The 24,051-nt window shown below is 46.6% G+C and carries 22 protein-coding genes; 19 read left to right on the top strand and 3 right to left on the bottom strand.

Annotation, left to right across the window (positions count from 1 at the left end; translation table 11 throughout):
- Positions 1-167: 167 nt before the first annotated feature.
- The 5 genes from argS to QOS03_RS00735 all read left to right on the top strand — a co-directional run bounded on the left by argS (position 168) and on the right by QOS03_RS00735 (position 6,727).
- Positions 168-1,856, top strand: a complete 1,689-nt coding sequence (gene argS, locus QOS03_RS00755; protein ID WP_283575013.1) for an arginine--tRNA ligase — start codon at positions 168-170, stop codon at positions 1,854-1,856.
- A gap of 247 nt (positions 1,857-2,103) precedes the next feature.
- A complete protein-coding gene (locus tag QOS03_RS00750; RefSeq protein WP_283575012.1) occupies positions 2,104-4,203 on the top strand; it encodes a PBP1A family penicillin-binding protein in 2,100 nt (699 codons plus the stop codon).
- Positions 4,204-4,270: 67 nt separating this feature from the next.
- Complete coding sequence (locus QOS03_RS00745) at positions 4,271-4,648, top strand: YlbF family regulator (RefSeq protein WP_283575011.1); 378 nt, start codon at positions 4,271-4,273, stop codon at positions 4,646-4,648.
- A gap of 55 nt (positions 4,649-4,703) precedes the next feature.
- Positions 4,704-5,669, top strand: coding sequence for a 3'-5' exoribonuclease YhaM family protein (locus tag QOS03_RS00740; protein WP_169461931.1), 966 nt, complete (start codon positions 4,704-4,706; stop codon positions 5,667-5,669).
- A gap of 101 nt (positions 5,670-5,770) precedes the next feature.
- Positions 5,771-6,727 carry a peptidylprolyl isomerase PrsA gene (locus QOS03_RS00735; protein WP_272209338.1) on the top strand — a complete coding sequence of 319 codons (957 nt, stop codon included), beginning with the start codon at positions 5,771-5,773 and terminating at the stop codon, positions 6,725-6,727.
- Between the two features lie 104 nt (positions 6,728-6,831).
- Here QOS03_RS00735 and QOS03_RS00730 read toward each other — a convergent pair whose 3' ends face one another.
- A complete protein-coding gene (locus QOS03_RS00730) occupies positions 6,832-6,987 on the bottom strand; it encodes a hypothetical protein (protein ID WP_283575010.1) in 156 nt (51 codons plus the stop codon).
- Positions 6,988-7,058: 71 nt separating this feature from the next.
- Positions 7,059-7,487 carry an HIT family protein gene (locus QOS03_RS00725; RefSeq protein ID WP_169461928.1) on the bottom strand — a complete coding sequence of 143 codons (429 nt, stop codon included), beginning with the start codon at positions 7,485-7,487 and terminating at the stop codon, positions 7,059-7,061.
- Positions 7,488-7,616: 129 nt separating this feature from the next.
- On the opposite strand from QOS03_RS00725, the gene QOS03_RS00720 reads away from it, so the two are divergent.
- From QOS03_RS00720 to QOS03_RS00680, 9 genes are all read left to right on the top strand, one after another.
- Positions 7,617-8,354 (top strand): ABC transporter ATP-binding protein, encoded by a 738-nt coding sequence (locus tag QOS03_RS00720; protein ID WP_283575009.1) that lies wholly within the window; start codon positions 7,617-7,619, stop codon positions 8,352-8,354.
- A complete protein-coding gene (locus QOS03_RS00715) occupies positions 8,347-9,540 on the top strand; it encodes an ABC transporter permease (protein ID WP_283575008.1) in 1,194 nt (397 codons plus the stop codon). The genes QOS03_RS00720 and QOS03_RS00715 overlap by 8 nt, the downstream gene beginning before the upstream one ends.
- 9 nt (positions 9,541-9,549) lie before the next feature.
- Positions 9,550-10,194 carry a tRNA (guanosine(46)-N7)-methyltransferase TrmB gene (gene trmB / locus QOS03_RS00710; protein ID WP_283575007.1) on the top strand — a complete coding sequence of 215 codons (645 nt, stop codon included), beginning with the start codon at positions 9,550-9,552 and terminating at the stop codon, positions 10,192-10,194.
- A 167-nt stretch (positions 10,195-10,361) separates the two neighbouring features.
- Positions 10,362-11,036: a deoxyribose-phosphate aldolase gene (deoC, locus tag QOS03_RS00705; protein WP_283575006.1), complete on the top strand. Its 675-nt coding sequence runs from the start codon at positions 10,362-10,364 to the stop codon at positions 11,034-11,036.
- Between the two features lie 48 nt (positions 11,037-11,084).
- Complete coding sequence (locus QOS03_RS00700) at positions 11,085-12,281, top strand: phosphopentomutase (RefSeq protein ID WP_272209334.1); 1,197 nt, start codon at positions 11,085-11,087, stop codon at positions 12,279-12,281.
- A 21-nt stretch (positions 12,282-12,302) separates the two neighbouring features.
- On the top strand, positions 12,303-13,601 hold the full coding sequence (locus QOS03_RS00695; RefSeq protein WP_283575005.1) for a pyrimidine-nucleoside phosphorylase: 1,299 nt from the start codon (positions 12,303-12,305) through the stop codon (positions 13,599-13,601).
- An 11-nt stretch (positions 13,602-13,612) separates the two neighbouring features.
- The gene (deoD, locus tag QOS03_RS00690) at positions 13,613-14,332 is read left to right on the top strand and encodes a purine-nucleoside phosphorylase (RefSeq protein WP_169461921.1); all 720 of its coding nucleotides are present in this window, start codon (positions 13,613-13,615) and stop codon (positions 14,330-14,332) included.
- 96 nt (positions 14,333-14,428) lie between these two features.
- Positions 14,429-15,397 (top strand): sugar-binding transcriptional regulator, encoded by a 969-nt coding sequence (locus tag QOS03_RS00685; protein WP_169461920.1) that lies wholly within the window; start codon positions 14,429-14,431, stop codon positions 15,395-15,397.
- Positions 15,397-16,917 carry a helix-turn-helix domain-containing protein gene (locus tag QOS03_RS00680; protein WP_283575004.1) on the top strand — a complete coding sequence of 507 codons (1,521 nt, stop codon included), beginning with the start codon at positions 15,397-15,399 and terminating at the stop codon, positions 16,915-16,917. Before QOS03_RS00685 ends, QOS03_RS00680 begins: the two co-directional genes overlap by 1 nt.
- Positions 16,918-17,468: 551 nt before the next feature.
- Here the strand turns inward: QOS03_RS00680 and QOS03_RS00675 are convergent.
- Positions 17,469-17,804 (bottom strand): hypothetical protein, encoded by a 336-nt coding sequence (locus tag QOS03_RS00675; protein ID WP_169461918.1) that lies wholly within the window; start codon positions 17,802-17,804, stop codon positions 17,469-17,471.
- A gap of 152 nt (positions 17,805-17,956) precedes the next feature.
- Here QOS03_RS00675 and QOS03_RS00670 point away from each other — a divergent pair, with 152 nt between their 5' ends.
- The 5 genes from QOS03_RS00670 to polA all read left to right on the top strand — a co-directional run bounded on the left by QOS03_RS00670 (position 17,957) and on the right by polA (position 24,027).
- Positions 17,957-18,274, top strand: coding sequence for a thioredoxin family protein (locus tag QOS03_RS00670; RefSeq protein ID WP_272215701.1), 318 nt, complete (start codon positions 17,957-17,959; stop codon positions 18,272-18,274).
- A 157-nt stretch (positions 18,275-18,431) separates the two neighbouring features.
- Positions 18,432-19,067 carry a YtpR family tRNA-binding protein gene (ytpR, locus tag QOS03_RS00665; RefSeq protein ID WP_283575003.1) on the top strand — a complete coding sequence of 212 codons (636 nt, stop codon included), beginning with the start codon at positions 18,432-18,434 and terminating at the stop codon, positions 19,065-19,067.
- A 26-nt stretch (positions 19,068-19,093) separates the two neighbouring features.
- Complete coding sequence (murC, locus tag QOS03_RS00660) at positions 19,094-20,404, top strand: UDP-N-acetylmuramate--L-alanine ligase (protein ID WP_283575031.1); 1,311 nt, start codon at positions 19,094-19,096, stop codon at positions 20,402-20,404.
- A 102-nt stretch (positions 20,405-20,506) separates the two neighbouring features.
- Positions 20,507-21,229: a Bax inhibitor-1/YccA family protein gene (locus QOS03_RS00655; protein ID WP_283575002.1), complete on the top strand. Its 723-nt coding sequence runs from the start codon at positions 20,507-20,509 to the stop codon at positions 21,227-21,229.
- Between the two features lie 134 nt (positions 21,230-21,363).
- Complete coding sequence (gene polA, locus QOS03_RS00650) at positions 21,364-24,027, top strand: DNA polymerase I (protein ID WP_283575001.1); 2,664 nt, start codon at positions 21,364-21,366, stop codon at positions 24,025-24,027.
- Positions 24,028-24,051: the final 24 nt, after the last annotated feature.

Below are 24,051 nucleotides of genomic sequence, written 5' to 3'. Positions count from 1 at the left end.
TGCTGGAAGGCAGGTGCAGCTGGTCTCTTGAACGCGCTTTGGTAAGACATTTAAATATCATTTGAGTGGAATGTTGCACATTCAACTAGAGTGGTACCGCGGGAAATTTCTCGTCTCTAATGGACTTTGGAGTTCGTTGGAGGCGTTTTTTATTTAGGAGGTAAAACATGGACGAAAAAACACAGGTTGCTACGGCGCTGCAGACTGCACTGCCAGATATGAGCATTGAAGACATCAAAAATAAGTTAGAACGGCCAAAGACCAGCAAGAACGGGGACTACGCTTTCCCAACTTTCTTTTTGGCTAAGGAACTGCACAAGGCACCACAGATGATTGCTGGTGAACTGATTGAAAAGATCGACCAAACTGGTTTCGAAAAGGTCGTTGCAGCTGGTCCATACATCAACTTCTTCTTGGACAAGGCCAATGTTGGTGCCGGCATCTTAAAGGAAATTCTGGCTGACCCAGAACATTACGGCGACTTGGATCTTGGTCACCAGGCCAATGTTACGATCGATATGTCCTCACCAAACATCGCCAAGCCGATGAGTATGGGTCACCTGCGTTCAACGGTTATCGGTAACGCAATTGCCAACATCATGAAGAAGGCCAACTATAACCCGATCAAGATTGACCACCTTGGCGACTGGGGCACCCAGTTTGGTAAGCTGATGGCCGCCTACGAAATGTGGGGCGATGAAGAAGCTGTCAAGGCTGACCCAATCAACACGCTGCAAAAATACTACGTTAAGATCAACACGGAAGCTGACGAACACCCAGAATATGCCGAAGCCGGTCGTGAATGGTTCCGGAAGCTGGAAGACGGTGATGAAGAAGCCGTTCATCTGTGGAAGTGGTTCCGGGCTGAATCTTTGAAGCGTTTCATGAAGGTCTACGACATGCTGGACGTTCAATTCGACTCCTACAATGGTGAAGCCTTCTACAACGACAAGATGGATGAAATCCTGCAGCTGCTCAACGACAAGAACCTGCTACAAAAGAGTCGTGGCGCCGGCATCGTTGACCTTTCCAAGTACGACTTGAATCCAGCTATGGTTCAAAAGTCAGACGGCTCAACGCTGTACATGACGCGTGACCTAGCTACGGCACTGTTCAGAAAGCGGATGTACGGTTTCGAACAGTCGCTTTACGTTGTTGGTGCCGAACAAAGCTACTACTTCCAACAATTAAAGGCCACGCTGGCTACGATGGGCTTTACCTGGTCTAAGCAGATTCACCATATTCCATTTGGTCTGATGACGCTGAACGGTAAGAAGATGTCAACGCGGAAGGGTAATGTCGTTCAACTGGAAGAAGTGCTGGACGAATCCATCAAACTGGCTCGTCAACAAATTGCTGAAAAGAACCCTGACCTGGCAAATGCTGACCAAGTTGCACAAGAAGTCGGCGTTGGTGCCATCGTCTTCCATGATTTGAAGAACGAACGGACCAACTCAATCAACTTCAAGCTGGAAGACGCCGTTAAGTTTGAAGGTGAAACCGGTCCTTACGTTCAATACGCACACGCACGGGCTGAGAGTCTGCTGCGCAAGGCTGGCAACCCCGACCTTTCTGATGCTGATCTGAAGCTCAATGATGAAGAATCATGGAACATCATCAAGCTCTTGGGTCAATACCAAGAAACGATCAAGCGCGCCGCCATCAAGTACGACCCATCATTGATCGGTAAGTACGCTTTGTCATTGGCTAAGGCCTTTAACCAATACTACGCTCACACGCGGATCCTGGTTGACGATGACCAAAAGCTGGCACGGCTGGCCCTGGTTCAAGCCGTTAGCGATGTTTTGAAGTCAGCTCTGGCATTGCTGGGCGTTAAGGCTCCAGACGAAATGTAGTCAAAGTTGGCCAAAACAACTGAAAAATCATTTTCAATCGGTTTATACTGATAAAACTAATCCCCGTCTTAAAATCAAGGCGGGGGTTTTTAATTTTAAATCGTATTGGATAACCAAACGTCTAAGTACTGGCCTGGATTGTTTGCGTTTTGGATAAGTTTTAATGGACTGCCTTGGCGACTGACACCAAAAAGGACTGTTTGTGATAAAATTACGGGGTGAATTTCAAACATGAGGAAAAATTATAATGAAACAACCTGCAACTGATTGGAAAGTGCGCTTTAAAGCCTGGCTGGGCAAGACCTGGCGTGCTTTTTGGACGCGTTTTAAGTATTTCTGGCATCGGTTTCAGCTAACGCGCTGGCTGATCGTTATCTTAATGTCACTATTTTTGGTTGCCAGCATCTATCTGACGTTTGTTGCCAAAATCGCCAACGTCAAGGATCTGGAAAAACGTCTGGAACAGCCAACGATGATTTACGACAGCAAGGGTAAGTCGGCCGGCAGCCTTTATTCGCAAAAGGGGACTTATGTCAAGCTGAGCAAGATCTCTTCCAACGTACCGGATGCAGTGCTTTCAACCGAGGATCGCCGTTTTTATCATGAACACGGTTTTTCGGTCCGCGGATTAGGCAGAGCGGCCTTGCTGTTGGTTAAAAATAAGCTCTTGGGACGCGACTATATTTCTGGTGGAGGCTCAACTCTGACCCAGCAATTGGTTAAAAATGCCTTTTTGAGTCAAGAGCAGACCTTCTCGCGGAAGGCAAAAGAAATCTTTATTGCCATTGAAGTGGAGAACCAATATTCCAAAAAACAGATTTTAACCATGTATCTTAACAATGCCTACTTTGGCAATGGGGTCTGGGGCGTTCAAGATGCGGCCAAGCGTTACTTTAACGAGGATGCCCGTGAATTGACCGTTCCTCAGGCTGCGACTTTGGCAGGGATGCTGACCTCGCCGGGGATTTATGATCCAGTCAAGCATCCGACTACTGCCAAGCAGCGTCGGAATGTGGTTTTACAGCTGATGGTCGAAAACAAGAAATTGACTCAATCGCAAGCTGATGCCTATAAAAAGACGCCATTGACGATTACCAACGGCTATACTAGCCCTGATACCTATAAGTATCCATACTACTTTGATGCAGTGATCAGTGAGGCCGTCAATACGTATCATTTGTCGGAAAAAGACATCATGAACAACGGCTATAAGATTTACACGACGCTGGATCAAAATCAGCAAAAAGCCATGCAGGATACTTATGACGATGACGACAACTTCCCGGACAGCTCAAGCAGCTCGACGATGGTTCAATCTGCGTCGATCGCCCTGGATCCTAAGACTGGTGGCGTAACGGCGGTTGTCGGCGGCCGTGGCAAACACGTCTTTAGAGGCTATAACCGTGCTACTCAGATGCGGCGGCAGCCAGGATCCACCATTAAGCCGATCGTTGTCTACACGCCGGCTTTAGAGAAAGGCTATTTTTACGACTCAACGCTGCAGGATAAAAAGACGTCTTATGGCAGCAACCACTATACGCCAAAAAACTATGACGATACCTACAGCGGCAGTGTACCAATGTACAAGGCGCTGTACGAGAGTCTTAATGCACCGGCAGTCTGGCTTTTAAATAAAATTGGCGTCAATGCCGGCTACCAGATGGCCCAAAAGTTTGGCTTACCGGTAGAAAAGAGCGATAAGAACCTGGCACTGGCATTGGGTGGGATGTCAAACGGCGTCTCGCCTCAGCAATTGGCCCGGGCATATTCGGTCTTTGCCAGTGGCGGTAAATTACCAACCGCGCACTACATCGTCAAGATTGAAGATGCAAACGGCAAGGTAATCAAACGCTATCGTTCGACGCCCGCCAAACGCATCATCTCCAAAAAGATCAGCAACGAGATGACCAGCATGATGTTAGGCGTATTCAAACATGGGACTGGGGTTTCCGCCAAACCGTCCGGCTATGAGCTGGCCGGCAAGACCGGGACGACCGACTCGGGAATCGGTGATGGCGATCGTGACAAATGGATCGTCGGCTACACGCCTGATATCGTTGTGGCAACCTGGGAAGGCTATGACAGCACGACCGAGTCACAACAGCTGGCTGACGTTACCAGTAGAAATATCAGCGTGCTTTATAAAGCCGAGATGAGCGCTATTTTACCAGAAACGGCCGGGACGCAGTTTACGGTTAAAGATGCCCAAACCAAGGCTGAATCAAAACAGAGCAAATCAAGCAGTAATTGGTGGAATAATATTAGCGATGAGTTAAGCAACAGCGGCAATACGCTTAAGCAAAAGGCCAGCGACTGGTGGAGCTCATTGCAGTCGATGTTTCAATAGTTACTAGCCTAAAATCGGGCATAATGTTACAATTTAACAAGCAATAATTAATTAGGAGGATGTCAATATGGTTGTCAACATCTACGACACGGCAAACGAAATGGAGCGCCAAATGCGCGAAACGCAAGAATTCCTGGCATTGAAGGAAGCTTTTGCAGAACTTAAGAAGGATGAGGATGCATTTGGTACTTTCCAAAAATTCCAAGAAAAGCAAATGCAGGCTCAACAAAAGCAAATGCAAGGTGCGCAGCTGACGGAAGCAGAAATCAAGGAAGTTCAAGACCTGGCTAAAGAAGTTGGTCAAAAAGATGCCATCAAAAATCTGATGGTCAAAGAACGCCAATTGGACGACATGATCCAACAGATCAGCAAGACGATCACGGCACCAATTGCAGAACTTTATCGTGAAGCGATGCCTGAACAAAACGGCGGTGCAGAAAAATAGTCAATTTAACGGAATCGTAGCTTACGGTTCCGTTTTTTAAAGGCGGTGAGACGAAATGGCCAAACAGATTGCCCAATATCAAGAAGGCGAAAGCATGCAGCTTTTTGCCCTGCTCAAGGAGGCTGCAGCCAAGACAACCAGTGCCGGTAAGCCTTATCTGGCGCTGACCATCTCAGATGCTTCTGGTGAGATCAGCGGGATGCGCTGGGACGCTACGCCTGATGAAATCAAACAACTGCAGGCGGGGAAAGTCGTCAGCGTTAAGGGTCAGCGTGAAACGTATCGGGATCGACCACAGATCAAAATTGATTCGATTCGTTTGGCAACAGAAAGCGAGCCTCATGATCCATTGCTGTTTGTACCTCGCGCACCAGAAACGACAATCCAGCTAAAGGCGGGCTTCCGGGAGTTTTTTGATCTGATTGATGAACCGGTCTGGAGAAAGATTGCCGGTCATCTGTTCAGCAAGCACGGTGAAAAACTGTTTTCGTATCCGGCCGCCAAGAGCAATCATCATGCCTTTGTTGGTGGGCTGGCCTTTCACACGCTGTCGATTCTGCGACTGGCACGCTCAGTTGTCGGTCAGTATCCAAACGTCAATGCGGCGCTTTTGTATACTGGAGCAATGCTGCATGATCTGGGCAAGACCATTGAACTAAGCGGTCCGATTGCAACGCAATATACCGTGATGGGCAATCTGATTGGCCACATCTCGCTTTTGGACGGTGAGATCGTCCAAGCCTGCGATGAACTGGGCTTTGATCCAGAATCACCCAAAGTGGTACTGCTCAGACACATGATTCTTTCTCATCATGGCCTGTTAGAATATGGATCGCCGGCGCGGCCACAGCTCTTGGAAGCAGAGATCTTGCACCACTTGGATGAGTTGGATGCTTCAATTATGACGATTCAGACGGCATTGAATAAAACCGCGCCTGGGGAGTATACCGACCGTTTGTTTAGCCTAGACAATCGCCGCTTTTATCGCCCGACCAATGAAGAAACTTTGAAGAAAAGCTAAACATTGTCTAAGTCGGGTTTAATCTCGGTTTGGTTGTGTTATATTAGACTGGTAAATTTATCACGAGTAAATTCTTAATAATCTAAAGGATGTGTAATTTAGTGAACGCAAAGAAAAAAGCTTTGGCTATCCTGGCCGGAATTTCTTTAATGCTGCCATTGGCTGCCTGTGGCAATAAGGCAGTTGCAACAACGAGTGGTGGCAAGATCACCGAAAGTGCCTACTACAGCAGCATGAAGCAGACCTCTGCGGGCAAGCAGGTGCTTCAACAAATGATCTTGGACAAGGTTTTGGAAAAGCAGTACGGCTCACAGGTTTCTAACAGCAAGGTCAACAGTGAGTACAACTCCTACAAGAAGCAATATGGCTCATCGTTCTCTACGGTACTGCAGCAAAACGGCTTGACGACTAAGACGCTTAAACAGCAGATTCGCTCTAACCTGCTTTTGCAAGCGGCAGTTCGTCATTACTCCAACTTCTCCAACAAGGCTTTGAAGAAACAATGGAAAGAATACCAGCCAAAGGTTCAAACGGCTGAAATCCTGGTTGGCTCCAAGTCCGAGGCTCAATCAATTATTGATGAGCTGAACAGTACTTCTGGTGACAAGTACAAGGCATTCAAGAAACTGGCCAAGGAAAAGTCAACGGATACTTCCAACAAGAGTAATGGTGGCAAGGTAGCAGCCTTTGACAACACCGACACCACGCTTGACTCAGCCTACAAGAAGGCCGCCTTTAAGCTTAAGACCGGTGAATACACGACAACGCCGGTCAAAACCGACAGCGGCTACCAGGTCATCTACATGATCAAGCACCCAGCCAAGGGTAAGATGAGCAACCACATTGCCCAATTGAAGCAGCAGATCGTTGAAGAAAATATGAATGACTCAACCTTCCTGCAAAACGTTGTCTCCAAGGTCCTGAAGAAGGGTAACGTTTCCATCAAGGATAGCGACTTGAAGAACATTTTGGATGAATACCTGACGACCAGCTCCAGCTCAACGTCCAGTTCTTCCAAGAGTTCCAGCTCGGATGCATCATCAAGCTCAAGCAACTAACCAAAACAACTCTTAATAGCAACAGCGCTGAATCCAGCTTTTAATCGGCCGGATCCAGCGCTTTTTCTTATAAAAAAGAGACCGATTTTTCGCGGTCCCATTTACTATGCTTGATATTTAGATATGATTTTTTGAATTTTTTCTAATCGCGGCTCGTTTTTAAACTGCCACAAATTGACGGCATGCTGGGCAGCTCTTGAAAATTCTGCCACTCCGTCCATTGCTTGATTCAGCTCATTTAGGCAATCTTGCAGTCTCATCAGCTGCTCTTGCAGATTTTTAGCGGCGTTTAAAACATCGCGACCAGCGTTTTTGAAGTCGTCGAACATAGCTAGTCACCGAGCTGATCGATAATTGCCTGTTGAACAGTCTGATACTTTTGCTCATCATATTGGTTCGAGTTGTCCGAAAACGTAATCCCAAAGTCATCCTTGTCGCTGTAGCGTGGGATCAGATGAATGTGAGAGTGGAAGACGGATTGGTAGGCCACGGAACCATTGTTGTTCAAGATGTTCATGCCCTTGATGTCAGGATTTGAGTCGCGAATGGCCCGGGCAATCTTTGGCAAGCGGCTGAATACGGCAGCTGCCAGTTCAGAGTCGTATTCAAAAATGTCTTTGACGTGCTTTTTGGGCACAACCAGCGTGTGGCCAGGCGTATTTTGTGAAATATCTAAAAAGGCTTTTACGACATCGTCTTCATAAACCGTGTAGCTAGGAATCTCACCATCGATAATCTTGCAAAAAATACAATCTTCCATCCTAGAATACCTCTTTTCAATTTTTTATAAGTATAAACGAATTTTTAAAAATCTGCACGCTTAGTTAGTTTTAAGCAATGTGTTATAATTACTCGGTTAGGCAAGCAAGAAAGATAAAGAAGGGATACTATGGCGCTGGAAGTTAAACACTTAACGGGTGGCTATTCACAGCTGCCGGTTTTAAAAGACGTTTCTTTTGACGTACAGCCAGGTGAGCTGGTGGGGTTGATCGGTTTAAATGGGGCCGGCAAGTCAACAACGATCAATCATGTGATTGGTCTGCTGCGGCCGTTTTCAGGATCGATCGCTTTAAATGGCCAGAGCCTACAGGAAAACGCAGCCGCTTATAAGCAGCAGATCGCCTACGTACCGGAAACGCCGATTTTGTATGACGAGCTGACGCTAAAAGAGCACCTAGAGCTGACAATGATGGCATATGGTCTGGATCATGATCAGACCTGGGAAAAGGCTCATCGTCTGTTGGAGACTTTTCGCCTGGACAATAAGTTGGACTGGTTTCCGGCCGATTTTTCCAAAGGGATGAAGCAAAAGGTTATGATCGTCAGTGCCTTTATGACGAATGCCAAATTATTTATCGTCGATGAGCCGTTTTATGGTCTGGATCCGTTGGCGGTACATGATCTGCTGAATCTGATCGAGAAAAAAAAGGCGCAAGGGGCTGGAATCTTGATGTCGACGCATGTTTTGGACACTGCCCAACGCTACTGTGATCGTTTTATTTTGCTGGCACATGGTCAGGTTAAGGCACACGGCACGTTAAACGAGCTGCAGCAAAAAGCCGCTGGCGCCGACTCTACGTTAGATGACATCTATCTACGCTTGGCAAGGGATGAGCGTGATGAATAGTCTTTTTAAAAATCGCCGGCAAAGACATCTGCTGCAGCTGACGAAATACTGGCGGCTGGTCTTTAACGATCAGTTTACGATTGCGCTGTTCTTTATGTTCGGGGCGCTGGCCTATACTTATGCGCAGTGGCTCAAGACATTGACGCCGGGAGCATGGTGGATCCGTTGGCTGTTGATCATATGGTTTGTTTTGGTTATGCAGGTTGGCAGAATGGCAACGCTGATCAAACCGGCCGATCCGGTCTTTTTACTGCCTCAAGCTGATGGTATTAAAAAATATCTGAATCAGGCATTCTTATACAGTACGGTTCTTGGTGAGCTGATGTCCTTGGGATTGCTTACAATCGAGCTGCCAATAGCCATGGTTGACGTCAAAATGTCGGCAGCCAACATCTTAGCGCTGTTTATTGCTGGCTTTTTTGCCAAGCTTTCCTGGCTGGTTTTAGCCAAGGCGCGTTTAAGTCTGCAATGGTCGCGACATCAAAAGCTGTTGCGGGCTGGTCAGTGGCTGCTGCCACTGTTAATCGGCATAATGTCATGGCTGCTTTCACCGTTGTGGGGCAGTGTCGTCTCACTGTTAATATGGTTGGCAGTTAGCATCGGGTTGAAAAAGCAGGATCTTGATTGGCGAGCGGCCGTTGACGGTGAACAGCACCGCATGTATGACGTTTATCGTTTCTTTAACCTGTTTACCGATGTGCCAAGCGTTAAAGGCGGTATTAAGCGGCGTGCCTGGGCGCAAGGTTTGATTAAATGGCTGACGATTCCTAACCATGCCTGGTCTTATCTATATGCGCGCGGCTTTATACGCGATACGGAAACCAGCGGCCTGGTCGTTAGATTGACGATTGTCGGCATGCTGATCATCTTTTTTGTACCACTGGGCTGGCTGAGATGTATCCTGGTTTTATTGTTTATCTATCTGATTGCCATGCAGCTGATGACGTTTGTTGATCACTATCAAAACAACGTCTTTACCCACCTTTACCCAATTGATCAAGTCACGCAGCTAACCGATTTTCAGGTCTTTTTAAAAAAGGTCATGGGCAGTTTGAGCCTTTTGTTGATTCTGGCCGCACTGGGCAGGAGCCTTGACTGGCTCAGTATGCTGAGCAGTCTGGCTTTGGCCGTTTTGGGGCTGTACTGGCTGATTAATATCTATTTCAAAAAGAAAATGCAAAAGTGAGGATAACCAATGCGAGTAAAACACAAGAAATGGGCTGAACCACTGATTGAAGCCCATCCAGAAAAAATCACCACCGACCCGGCTCAATTTAAAGGCAAATGGCAGAGCCGCTTTGAAAAAGAACAGCCAATCTGGCTTGAAGTCGGTATGGGCAAGGGCCAGTTTGCAATTGGCATGGCCAAGGCGCATCCCGAAGTCAACTTTATCGGCTTGGACGTGGTTTCGACGGTGGCAGGCATTGCTTTGAAAAAATCGCTGGAAGACGAAGAATTACCCAACTTGCAGTTTATCTGTGCCAACGGAGCTGGCTTGGATGAGTTCTTTTCTGATGGCGAGATTGATCGTCTGTTTTTGAACTTTTCCGATCCATGGCCAAAGTCACGTCACGCCAAGCGCAGGCTGACTTACAAGACGTTTTTGGCTAACTATGAAAAAGTATTGGTGCCACACGGAACGATCGAATTAAAGACCGACAACATGGGCTTTTTTGAGTTCTCATTAGTCAGCATGAACAACTACGGTATGCAATACGATGGGGTCTGGCTGGATCTGCATCACAGTGATGAGAATGAAAACAACGTTGAAACGGAATATGAGCAAAAATTTGCGGCTAAGAGTCAGCCAATTTATAAATTAAAGGCACACTTTGCCTAACTATATCTAATGGGCTTTGCCAAGGAGAAATCTCTTTGGCAAGGCCCTTTTTGTTTGCTTTTTGAAAAATTGATCAGTACTGCTAGAAAATAATTTCTAAGAATTATTGGAATTTATTTCAAAACGTGGTATAGTAAAAGCGTTCATTTATGAAAGGGGTTACAAAAATGAAACTTACAGTTGCAGAACTTGCTAAATACATGGATCACACGATGCTCAAGCCAGATGCCACTCAGGCAATGATCGATCAATGCATAGACGAAGCCATCAAGTACAACACGGCCTCGGTCTGCATCAATCCATACTGGGTCAAACATACCGCTGATCGCTTAAAAGATACGGACGTCAACACTTGTACCGTAATCGGCTTTCCTCTGGGGGCTTCGACAACTGAAATCAAGGTTGCCGAAGCCATTGATGCCATTAAAAACGGTGCTGAAGAAATCGATATGGTTATTAATATTGGCGAATTAAAGTCCGGCCATACCGATATCGTTAAACAAGACATTCAAGCAGTTGCCAAAGCTGTTCATGATCACGATAAGCTCTTGAAGGTTATCATCGAAACATGCCTTTTGACCGATGATGAAAAAGTAACGGCCTCTAAGCTGACGATTGCAGGTGGTGCTGATTTTGTTAAGACCTCAACCGGATTTTCAACAGGTGGTGCCAAGGCAGAAGATGTTGCCTTGATGCGCCAGGCGGTTGGCCCTGATTTTAAGATCAAGGCTTCTGGCGGCATTCACCACCTCGATGAAGCATATGCCATGATTGAAGCCGGTGCCAACCGGCTGGGAGTTTCAGCCTCGGTTCAGATCTTAGAAGAAGCTGCTCGGCAATAGAAACTGTTTTGAAACGTCTGACACATCGATTCAGGGGAGGAAAAGATTATGACGTATCAACGAGTATTTGGCATTGTTTTGGATTCGGTCGGAATAGGTGAAGCACCCGATGGCAAAAAATTTGGTGATGATGGTGCCGACACGCTGGGTCACATTGGCAAATGGTATCAAGGAAAACTGGCACTGCCCAACCTGGCTAAATTAGGGCTGAGCAATATTCGGCCTGAGGACCCGATTCAAGGCGTGGCGGTTGCGGATCCGGCAAAAGGCTGCTTTGGCAAGATGGCCGAAATCTCAGCCGGAAAAGACAGTATGGACGGTCACTGGGAAATGATGGAGCTGCCGGTTAAAAAGCCACTATCGACTTTTCCAAACGGCTTTCCAGACAGCATTATCAAAAAGCTGGAAGAGTTTTCTGGCCGCAAGGTAATCGTCAACAAGCCATATTCCGGCACGGAAGTCATTCATGACTATGGTGAGCAACAAATGAAGACAGGGGATCTGATCGTCTACACGTCCGGCGACTCGGTTCTACAGATTGCAGCTCATGAGGATGTAATCCCAGTCGAAGAACTCTATCGGATCTGCCGTTATGCGCGGACGCTGGTCAATGGTCCCGAGTATACGGTCGGTCGCATCATTGCTCGTCCATACGTTGGTCCAGACAAGGATCACTTTACCAGAACGGCCAACCGTCATGACTTTAGCTTGGAACCAACCGGCAAGACTGATCTGGATCATCTGAAAGAAGCCGGCCTGGACGTAATCGGTATTGGCAAGATCAACGATATCTTCTCTGGACACGGCATTACGGAAGGCTACCATAATGAAAGCAACATGGATGGGATGGATCACGTTGACCATGTCATGCAAGAAGACTTCCATGGCTTTTGCTTCGTAAATCTGGTCGACTTTGATGCCATGTATGGTCACCGTCGCAATCCAGAAGGCTTTGGCAAGGCTTTGATGGACTTTGACAAGCGGCTGGGGACGGTGCTTGAAAACATGCGCGATGATGATCTGCTTTTGATTACGGCTGATCATGGCAACGATCCTTGCTTCCGTGGTACGGATCATACTAGAGAAGTTACGCCGCTTTTGGCCTACTCGCCATCAATGAAGCATCCTGGTCAGTCGCTGGGCACGCGCCAAACGTTTGCTGACTTAGGCGCTACAATCATGGAAAACTTTGGCGTTAGTGGTAATCAGGTCGGTACGAGCTTTTTGTCGGCAATTGAAAATTAATCAATTAAAGGGGGATTCATCATGCGAATGGTGGATGTAATTGATCAAAAACGCAATGGTGGCGTCTTAAGTGATGAGCAGCTGCAGTTTTTTGTCGACGGCGTAGTTGATGGATCATTGCCTGATTATCAAATCAGCGCGCTTTTGATGGCAATCTATTTTCAAGGGATGACGGATCATGAGCAAACGCAGCTAACAATGAAGATGATGCATTCTGGTGAGCGGCTGGATCTGTCAAAGATTCCCGGCATCAAGGTTGATAAGCACTCGACTGGCGGTGTTGGCGACAAGACCAGTCTGCCACTGGCTGCGATGGTAGCTGCACTGGGCATTCCGGTACCAATGATCTCAGGACGCGGTCTTGGTCATACCGGGGGAACGTTAGATAAGCTGGAGGCGATCCCAGGTTTTCAAGTTGAACTAAGTGAGCAGGGCTTTATCAATCAAGTTGCCAAAGAAAAACTGGCGATTGTCGGTGCTACTAGAGACGTTGCTCCAGCTGATAAAAAGATCTATGCGCTGCGCGACGTTACCGATACGGTAGATTCGATCCCACTGATCGCCAGCTCAATTATGAGCAAAAAGCTGGCCTCAGGAACTGATGCTTTAGTAATTGACGTCAAAACCGGTGCCGGTGCATTTATGAAGACCGAAGAAGCGGCTGTTCAGCTGGCACAAGCATTGGTTGCAATTGGCAAGCGGGCCGGCTTGAAGTGCGAAGCCGTGATCTCGGATATGAATCAGCCTTTAGGGTCTAAAATTGGTAATACGCTGGAAATTGAAGAGACGCTGGATCTGTTAAAAGGCAACGGGCCAAAAGACTTGTTGGAGCTGGTATTGGAACTGGGCAGCCGCATGGTCGTGATGGGCCAAAAAGCAGCCGATTTAGCTGAAGCACGTGCCAAATTGGAACAGACGATCACTGATGGCTCGGCATTGGCTCGCTTTAAGGCAATGATCAAGGCTCAGCATGGTGATCCAAACGTGGTTGACGACTATTCGCTGATGCCGCATGCCAAGTATCGAATTGAATACCCCGCTCAAAAAGACGGTGTAATTGCCAAGCTGACGGCTGATGAGATTGGGATGGCCAGCATGCTGATGGGCGGTGGTCGTCAAAAAGCCGATGATAAATTGGATTATGCAGTTGGCATTGAGCTGCACAAAAAGATTGGCGATCCAGTCCAAAAAGGTGAGTCGATCATGACGATCTGGAGCAATCGTGAAAATGTTGATGACGTCAAAGAATTATTGGATCAAGCTGTTGCCATTAAGGAAGCAGCCAAAGCACCTGTCTTGATTCACGAGATTATCGAATAGGGGGCATTTTAATGAGTACGCCACATATTGAAGCACAAAACGGTGACTATGCAGAAACGGTATTGCTGCCAGGCGATCCGCTGCGGGCTAAATACATTGCCGAAAACTTTTTGACTAATGTAAAGCAGGTTAATCATGTCCGCAATGCATTTGGCTATACGGGTGAGTACAAGGGACATCGCATTTCGGTTCAAGGATCGGGAATGGGGATTCCTTCCATGTCGATCTACATCAATGAACTGGTCCGCTTTTACGGTGTCAAAACGATCATTCGGGTTGGCTCTTGTGGCGGGATGGCTCCAGATGTCAAGTTAAGAGATGTCTGTCTGGCTTCGGGATCATCAACCGATTCTGCCGTGGTTGCCAATTCATTCCAATCTGGCGTGCACTTTGCGCCACTGGCTGACTTTAAATTGCTGGACACGGCCTACCACGTTGCCAAGAAAATGGGCATCGAGCCCAAGGTTGGCGATATCTTTGCTGCTGACCGCTTCTATAATGATGACCTTGATATGAAAAAGCTGGCCGACTATGGCGTAATTGGTACTGAGATGGAGTCAGCCGGACTTTATCTGCTGGCCGCCAAGCTGCATTTTAAGGCCCTCTCCGTTTTAACGGTCAGTGATCTTTTATTTGGCAGTCAAGAAAAGACGACGGCTGCCGAACGAGAAAAAACGTTTAACGACATGATCAAGATCAGCCTGGAAACGGCAATTGCTCAGACTGACTGATAGATATCAAAGTTTTAAAAGGACGGACCGTTGATGACGGGCCGTCTTTTCTTATAGTAAAATTGAATGGGAAAAAATCAGAAGGTGGATGGGAAAATGACTGATGAAACCGACAAGCGTGCTTTAGCCGTTAAAGTCGCACAGCTCTATTATCAAAATGACTGGCGGCAGAGTCGGATTGCGGCTGAGCTGAGTTTATCGCGGCCTACGGTATCACGACTGCTGCAGTATGCCAGAGAAAGCGGCATTGTTCAGATCAGGATTAATAATCCATTGGTCTCAACGCAGCAGTTGGCTGATCAGCTAAAAGCGCATTATCACCTAAGCAATGCCATCGTTGTACCTTCAGAGATGACGGCTAGTGGTGAGTTATTGGAGCTGGTGGGGGCAGCGGCGGCTCAATACATTGAAAAAGTCGTTAAAAACGATGATACGATTGGCTTGGCCTGGGGCAAAACGATTCATGCCATCGCTCAGCACCTCTCGCCTGAAGACGTACATGGGGTTACGGTCGTTCAGCTCAAGGGCAGCGTTGCCAATACCAAACAGAAAAATTATGCTTTTGAAAGCGTCAATGCATTTGCCAGTGCCTTTCATACTTTGCCACAGTATCTGCCATTGCCGGTTATCTTTGATCATCAGACAACCAAGGAACTGGTTGAACAGGATACGCATATCAAATATATTCTGGATCTGGGAAAAAAAGCAGATATTGCTGTTTTTACCGTTGGGACAGTGCGTGACTCGGCATTGCTGTTTCACCTGGGCTATTTTAGCCAAGCAGAGCAGCAGTATTTACAGCAGCATGCCGTGGGTGACGTTTTTTCACGCTTTATCGATCAAAATGGCCAGATCGTGGCACCGCAGATTGATCAGCGGACGATTGGCATTGATCTGGAGCATTTAAAAAAGATTCCCGAGCGGATTATGGTAATTGCCAACCCAGCTAAGGTCCAGGCCACAGCCGGGGCACTGCAGGCTGGTTATGCCAACGTTTTGGTGATTGATCAGGGAAGTGCTGCCGAACTGGTTAAAAAGTTGGATGAAAGCAAAGGTGAAAACTGATGCTGGAACGTTTCTTAGAAGATGATACGGTGATTGCCGTTCATCTTTTGAGTCTGTTGTTTGACAGCTCCCATATCACACTGCGCTGTTTAACGAAACGGACGGGCCTTTCTGAAGCGCGGCTTAGAAAAGAATTGAACAGCTTAAATCAAGAACTACAGCCAAAAGTTGATATTCAGATCAATGATGCCGTCGTCTCGCTTTCACCAATCAGTCCTGAAATGCTGTTTGAACTAAAAAAACAGCTTTACCAAAATTCCGAGGTGCTGCAGGTCATGGCCTATCTGCTGAACCACCGCGGCCGATCGGTAACGGCTTTTTGTCAGGAGCATTATTTTTCGGAGCCGACTTTCTATCGGCTGCAGCGACAGTGTCGTGACTTTTTAAAAACGGTTGGCTTAACGGTTCATCGGGGGCAGATTTGTGGTCAAGAATATCGCAAGCGTTACTTGATTGCGGCTTTAAGCTGTCGCTATGGCATTGACTGCGTTGACTTTGATCAAAACAGCCGCCAGATTGTCAAAAATTTCGTTATGGCTGCCAATCCAGGCGTCAAGCCACTCTTGGACAAGATGCCGCAAGCGTTTGCTATGTTTGATTACCTGGTGGCACTGACCTGGCTAAGACATGATCAGACTCTGGAATTGCCGGATGATAACTTCTGGCGGGCCGTCTGTTTAGAAAAGGCACATCAGCGATTGAAAGAAATGGTAATTGAAAAGCTGCAGCCACAGCTGTCATTTGAATTAACGGCAACGGATCATGATTATTTGTACCTGGTTTATCTAACGGTTGCCAACGAATTGTTTCGCGATGATGCCTGGAGCATGCAGCGATCCGCTTTTCGCGAGATTCTTCAACAAATCCCTGAGATTCATGAACTGACGGCAATTTTTGCTTCGCTTTGGGGAAAAGAACTGGTTAAGACGGTTGCTTTTAAAGAAGTCGTTAATGCATTTGGGCTGCGTTTTATGGGTGGCCTGCAGAATCTGGTGATTGATTACCAGCTGGGCGATCTGTATGAAAATGAGTTTCAGGTTCAGACTGATCAGCTGGTGCAAAAGATCGTTAAACAATGGTGCCAGCAAAATCAATGGTCGGATCTGGTTGATGACAGTCAAATCAAGTACTTTGCTCACCAGCTGATGCCATTGATTGAAGAACGGATGCCGGCTACTCCGCTGTATATTTTTACTAAGTCGCATGCTAATTATGCCGTCATTGCTCAGCTGCTGCGGCAGGAATTTGGCAATCGACTTGCAATCAGCAGCTGCAGCTATTTCAGCGCCGAACAGCTGCAAAAAATCAATCAGGTGTCGTCAAGTTTGATTTTAGCCGACCACGAGTTTTGGGAGCTGCTGGCTGAAACCAATCCCAATAATCAGCGCTTTTTGATTGCTTTAGATCATCCTTTTTTGGGTATCGAGCGCCTGCGGACCAGTCTGTATCAGATTCGTACAACTGCCTATGTCGAAAATATCAATGAGAAACTATCAATCTTACGTGCTCATGAGGGTTAGATGTTGATAGAAACAGCTTGGTTTTAGTTGATATACTTTAGTTGTCATTCAGAGGGGAATCCCAATGATAGTTGTTGATTATGTCCGGGTACATCAAAAGATCAAGGATAAATAGTTGATAATTTGTCAGATCAGGCATTCTGTATCACGAAAAAATCGCTTAGTGCACGATGTTTTCGGCGGAACCCCATTCACCGCTGATGCAGATGCCGCTCCATTAATGAAGATAAGCGCAATAAGTATTATTAAGCTTCAATACTAACGAAGCTGGCTTGGCCAGGATAGTGTGCGATCTGGCTGAGTTGAGTCTCGTTACTTTAAATGATTAATTTAAGATCGTCAATGCGCTGCCCATCCACTCCGCCATTGATGATCATGATTCCATTTACCGATTGATTGCTTTGACCGCAGTTCCTAGTGCAATTTACATCAAAAGATTCCAATTAAACTCTTAATCAACAATTATGAATGACAATCGGCCATGCGTCATATTCCGGATATATGGTGCGAAAAAAGGCTGTTGGAGAAATCCAACAGCCTTTTTGTATTGCTTAATTATCAATGCGCTTTAGCTTCAGCAACGTGCCGGTACTGGCATCCGCCAAGAACTCATAGCTGATTAGCTGATCATCTTCAAAACGGCGAATTCCTCCACGATATGCCAGAGTGCGCACAGCATACTGACGATAGGGGATCGGCTGATGGTCAATCCAGCTGCCTTCAACCGTGCCCTCGCGTTTGAAATCATTGGTAATCATTTTTAAGATCATGTTTGCGGAACGCCGTCGGTTGCCCACCAGCTTGCCGGCAAAGAAACCCGCAATTCCGGAGGCACCCAGAGTAAGCGGAATCATCCATGGGCTAAGTGAACCATTTGAATCATTCATTTCAATCGCTTCTTTCGTTTAGCCTATGCCATATTTTGACCCAAGTAGATTGGATGTAACAATTTTAACACAAAGGCAGATCATTATGCATTGTCTTTGAACCTGTAGTAGTATATACTTACATAAAATAAGTAAAAGGACGGTGCTCGATAATGGAAGCTTTACCTAAGGTTAATGCTCAACAGCTGCAAGAATATCTGAAGGGACAGGTCGTTTTGATGTTTACAGCCGACTGGTGCCCAGACTGCCAGTTTATCAAGCCGGCAATGCCAGAAGTAGAAAAAGATTTTGCTGATTTTAAATTCTATGCTGTTGATCGTGATGAAAATCTTGATTTGGCAACTGAACTAAATGTCATGGGCATTCCAAGCTTTATTGCCTACCGTGACGGTGAAGAAATTGGCCGCTTTGTCAACAAGGATCGTAAGACCAAGCAGCAGGTCGAAGACTTTTTGAGCAATTTGAAATAACAAATGATGGCGGCAGACTGGTCGCCATTTTTTTATGGACTGGATCCATGAACCCAGGTTGTGTGGTACAATTTAGTCTGGTTGTCAAAAGTTTTTTGACGAAGCGAAAAAGAATATTTAGCACCGTTTCAATGCGATGCCAAGGGAAGGATTTTTGATGTTAATTTCAAGCTACAACCCAAATGAGATGGGTGATGTTTTGGTAGTCTTAACCGGTCAGGCTGCTGATCAAAACGTTAAGCAGAATCAAGGCGTGGTACAGATCGTCAGTGCTCAGGATGGCAGTCTGCTTGGCTATAATTTCTTAGGGGCCAGAGAGGTATTGCCAGAGCTCAAGGGACAAAATGGCCAGGTCTTTTTAAACGAGGCGCAAGTTGCCAAGTTAAACGAAAAGATTCAAGCGGCTGGTTTTGATGAAAAATTAACGGCTGATGAAACGCCAAAGTTTGTTATCGGCTACGTTGAATCCATGACCAAGCATCCAAAATCAGATCATCTGCACATTACCCAGGTCGATCTGGGCGATCAAAAGGTACAGATCGTCTGCGGCTCACCAAACATCGCTGAACACGTCAAGGTCGTCGTTGCCAAGGTTGGCGCCATGATGCCAAGTGGACAGATCATCTGGCCAGGGGCTTTAGTGGGTGTGCCAAGCAACGGGATGATCTGTGCAGCGCGTGAATTAAACCTGAAGAATGCTCCTCAAAAGCCGGGCTGCCTGATTTTGCCTGATGACTTTGGTCAGGCTGGCGATGCTTTTGACTTTGCACGCGGCAATCAGCTGTTTGCCTAAATGGCGGCAAGGAAAGGAAAATCAGCATTATGGAAAAAAGTTATTATTTTGTAGGCATCAAGGGTACCGGGATGGCCGCTTTGGCACGGGTACTGCATGACCGCGGCTATCATGTTGAAGGCTCAGACATTGAAAAAGAAACCTTTACGCAGGCGCCTTTGGAACAGGCCGGTATTCAGATTCACGACTTTGACCCAGCAAATATCAAGCCAGGGATGATCATCGTGCAAGGAAATGCCTTTGGCGACGATCAGCCAGAAATCGTTCGGGCCAAGGAACTGGGCGACAAGGTGCAAAGCTACCCAGATACGGTTGAGGAACTGGTTGCGCAATACACTAGCATCGGCGTTGCCGGCGCACATGGCAAGACCAGTACGACGGCGCTGCTTTCACACGTCTTGAGCTCAGTTGCACCAACGACTTATCTGATTGGGGACGGTGAAGGGGTTGGCACGCCTGATTCACGCTTCTTTGTCTTTGAAGCGGATGAATACCGTGATCACTTCTTGGCCTACCATCCAGACTATGCCATCATGACCAATATTGACTTTGATCATCCCGACTTCTTTAAAGACATCGATAACGTGCGCGACTCATTTGAAACCTATGGCAAGCAGGTTAAAAAGGCCGTCTTTGCCTGGGGTGACGATGAAAATCTGCGCAAGCTGCAACTGGACGTGCCGATCTATTACTACGGTACCAGTGAAAAAGATGATTTCCGGGCCGTCAATATTCAACGGACGCCGCAAGGATCGACTTTCGAGGCTTGGTTTAAAGATGAGAAGCTGGGCGAATTTGAGATTCATCTATACGGTGAGCACAGTGTCTTGAACAGTCTGGCTGTCATCGCGGTTGCCTACATGGAACAAGTCGACTTAAAAGATATTGCTAAGGGGCTGGCCAGTTTTTCTGGCGTCAAGCGGCGGTTTGCCGAAAGTCATGTTGGCGATATGACGCTGATCGATGACTATGCCCATCACCCAAGCGAAATTAAGGCTACGATTGATGCTGCCCGCCAAAAGTATCCCGATAAACAGGTACTAGCCGTTTTCCAGCCACATACCTACAGTCGACTGCAGGCTTATCTCAAAGAATTTGGTCAGTCTTTGAGCGCTACCGACAAGACGTTTGTCACACCAATCTTTGGTTCCATTCGTGAAAATGCTGGTCATGTCTCCAGCCAAGACTTAGAAGACCTGATTCCGGGCAGTGAAGGCATTGACATGGACTCGATGGATAAGCTTTTGGCCTACCATGATGCTGTCGTTGTCTTCATGGGTGCCGGTGACATCGAAAAATACGAAGATAAATATAAGAATTTATTATCCAATGATTAAATTGCTTGTAGAAAATGGTGGCTTTTGCTACCATTTTTTATATGAAAGACAATATTGGTCAAACTAATTTGACCGCTTAATTGAATGAAAGAAGGGGAGCTTATGTTCAACTCTACACCAGAGCCCGAGCAAAGAAGGCGTGTCGTCAATGAAGCCGGCTTAAATGGCTTTTTGACGAAGATGTATGGCTTTGTCGGTCTGTCGGTTTTTGTTTCGGCCGTCAGTTCATTTTTGGTCATGACGACCTTTAGAGCTGCCGTGTTTGGCTATTTTACCCAGCATGCTGGGATGATGTGGCTGCTATTATTGTTGCCAATTGCGCTGTCGATGGGGATCAGTGCCAGTGCTACCCGGAATCCAACCGGCAGCTTTATTATGCTGATGGTGCTGTCGATTATGTACGGGGTTGAGTTTGCCTTGCTGGCCGGCGTTTATACCGGTGCCGATATCACGGCGGCCTTTGTCTCATCAGCAACGATCTTTATCGTAATGGCGCTGTATGGGACGCTGACCAAACGCTCGCTTGATCGCTTCGGTGCTCATGCAATGGCGGCCTTGATTGCTTTGATTTTAGCCTCTTTGATCAACATGTTCTTAAACAGCCCTGCGATCACCTACATTTTCTCCTACATTGCCGTGATTATCTTCGTTATTTTGACGGCCTATGATGCTCAAAAGATGAAAAACATCTATCTTGAGTACAATGGTCAGGTTTCAACGACTGGTCTGGCAGTCATGGGAGCGTTGCAGCTGTATCTGGACTTTATCAACCTGTTCATTCAGCTGCTGCAGATCTTCGGTATGGGCGATGATCGGCGCAACTAATATTGGATAAAATTTAAATTGGCTCTGCATCAATGATGGTGCGGAGCCTTATTTATTTTTAATCAGCAAAAATGTCAGGGCCAGGCAAAGTCTGTTACAATCAAGAAAGAAAATAAAAGGACGAGGTAGTTTAAATGGCAGAAAAACTGTTGTTGATTGATGGTAACAGCATTGCATTTCGTGCTTTTTTTGCGATGCATAATCAAATTGACAGATTCACCAACCAAAATGGCCTGCATACTGCGGCAATCTATGGCTTTAAGCTGATGTTGGATCACGTGTTGGCTAATTATCATCCAGACAAGGCACTGGTTGCTTTTGATGCCGGCAAGCAGACCTTTCGAACGGAAATGTATGCTGATTACAAAGGCGGCCGGGCCAAGACGCCGACTGAATTGACCGAGCAGCTACCCTATTTGCATGAGATGCTGCATGCTTGTGGGATCAAGACCTATCAGCTGGCCAACTATGAAGCTGACGATATTATCGGTACCCTGGCTAGACTTGGTGATGAAGCCGGTGACGAGACTTTGATCGTGACTGGGGATCGAGATCTGACACAATTGGTAACCGACAAAACTACAGTTGCCGTAACGATCAAGGGCGTCACGCAGACTGAGATGTATACGCCGGCGCACTTCCAAGAAAAATTCGGGGTAACGCCGACTCAGTTTATCGATATGAAGGCCTTGATGGGCGATAGTTCCGATAATTATCCTGGGGTCACCGGTATTGGCGAAAAAACTGCCCAAAAGCTGATTCAAGAATACGGTTCATTGGATGGGCTTTATGCAAACATCGACTCGATGCGTAAATCAAAGCGTAAGGAAAATCTGGTCAATGAAGAAGCCATCGCGCGTGAATGTCAGAAGCTGGCAACGATTCATCGTGATGCCCCATTGACGATCGGTTTGGGTGATTTGGATTATCAAGGCGAGCAGACCGAAGACTTGATCAAGTTTTATCAAGAGATGAACTTCAAGTCGTTTTTAAGCAAGATGAACGTTGCCCCAGATGCCGATGAACCAGTCAAGACCAAGGCAATCGAATATACGGAATTGACGGCTGATAATTTGGCATTATTGGATCAATTGGATCATCATGTGACGTTTCAATTGGAGATGCCAGAAGAAAACTACCATTTATCAAATTTTGCCGGCTTTGTAATCGGGGATGGTCAAAAATGGATCGTCAGTCGTGATGCGAGTCTGTTGCAATCGGCACCGCTCAAAAAGATTCTGACCAGTGATCAATACACTAAAGATGTTTTCAATGCTAAGGCACAGATTGTGGGGCTGCATCGGCTGGGCATTGAATTGGACTACGTGGCCTTTGATCTGCTTTTGGCTGCCTATCTAGTAGATCCAAGCGACAATGGCAATGATCTGGGTGAATTGGCTCATGCATATAATTATTATGACGTTCAAACCGATGAGGAAGTTTATGGTAAAGGGGTCAAGCGAGCCATCCCAGACGATGATCAGACATTTTTCACGCATCTGGCTCAAAAGGCTCGTGCCATTCATGAACTAAGAGCGCCGGTTTATGAAAAGCTCAAGGAACATGAACAAATGCCGCTTTATGAAGACATTGAACTGCCGTTGACCTATTTGCTGGCCAAAATGGAGATTGCTGGTATCAGGGTCAATGCACAGACACTCAAGGAAATGGGCAGTAAACTAAAAGAGCGTCTGGCTGAGATCGAACAGGTTATCTACCAAGAAGCTGGCGAAGAATTTAACATTAATTCGACCAAGCAATTGGGTGAGATTTTATTTGACAAGATGAAACTGCCGGTCATTAAAAAGACGCGAACGGGCTATTCAACTGCCGTCGCGGTACTGGAAAAACTGCAGGGGTATTCGCCAATCATTGGCCACATTTTGGAATATCGGCAGATTGCCAAGCTCCAGTCAACCTATATCGAAGGACTTTTGAAGGTTATTCACAGCAGCGATCAAAAGATTCATACGCGTTATCTGCAGACGCTGACAGCAACGGGACGGCTGTCATCGGTTGATCCAAACCTGCAAAACATTCCGGTGCGTTTAGAAGAAGGCCGGCAGATTCGGCGGGCATTCGTACCAAGCGAGCCAGGCTGGAAGATTTTCTCTTCTGACTACTCACAAATTGAGCTGCGCGTTTTGGCCCACATTACTGGCGATCAGAATCTGCAGCAAGATTTCATCGAAGGTCGCGATATTCATGAAAGTACGGCGCGTCGTATCTTCCATCTTTTGCCAGGTGAAGAGGTTACTCCCGACATGCGGCGTCATGCCAAGGCCGTCAACTTTGGAATCGTTTATGGGATTAGCGACTACGGCCTTTCACAAAGCATTCATGTTACGCGCAAGCAGGCACATGAGTTTATCGAAAGCTACTTTGCAGAATTCCCTGGCGTTAAAAAATACGTTACGGAGATTGTCAAGTCAGCACATGAAAAAGGCTATGTTGAAACGTTGACGCATCGGCGGCGCTATTTGGAAGATATTCATTCCAAAAACTTTGCTAAGCGCTCATTTGCCGAACGTACGGCGATGAACACGCCAATTCAAGGCAGTGCGGCTGACATCATCAAGATTGCTATGATCAACATGGATAAAATGCTGCGCGAAAACAATCTTAAGGCACGGATGCTCTTGCAGATTCATGACGAACTGGTCTTTGAGGCACCGGCAAAAGAGATTCCAGTCTTGGAAAAACTAGTACCGCAAGTCATGGACTCAGCTTTCAAATTGGACGTACCGCTCAAGGTTGAAAGCAAGTATGGCGATACTTGGTATGATCTGAAAAAATAAGTTCAAGCCGCGGCCAATGAATCT

Source organism: Limosilactobacillus pulli, assembly GCF_947381555.1.
GTDB classification, from domain to species: Bacteria; Bacillota; Bacilli; order Lactobacillales; family Lactobacillaceae; genus Limosilactobacillus; species Limosilactobacillus pulli.
The sequence above is the reverse complement of the archived record's forward strand: the minus strand, read 5'-3'. Positions and strand labels throughout refer to the sequence as shown.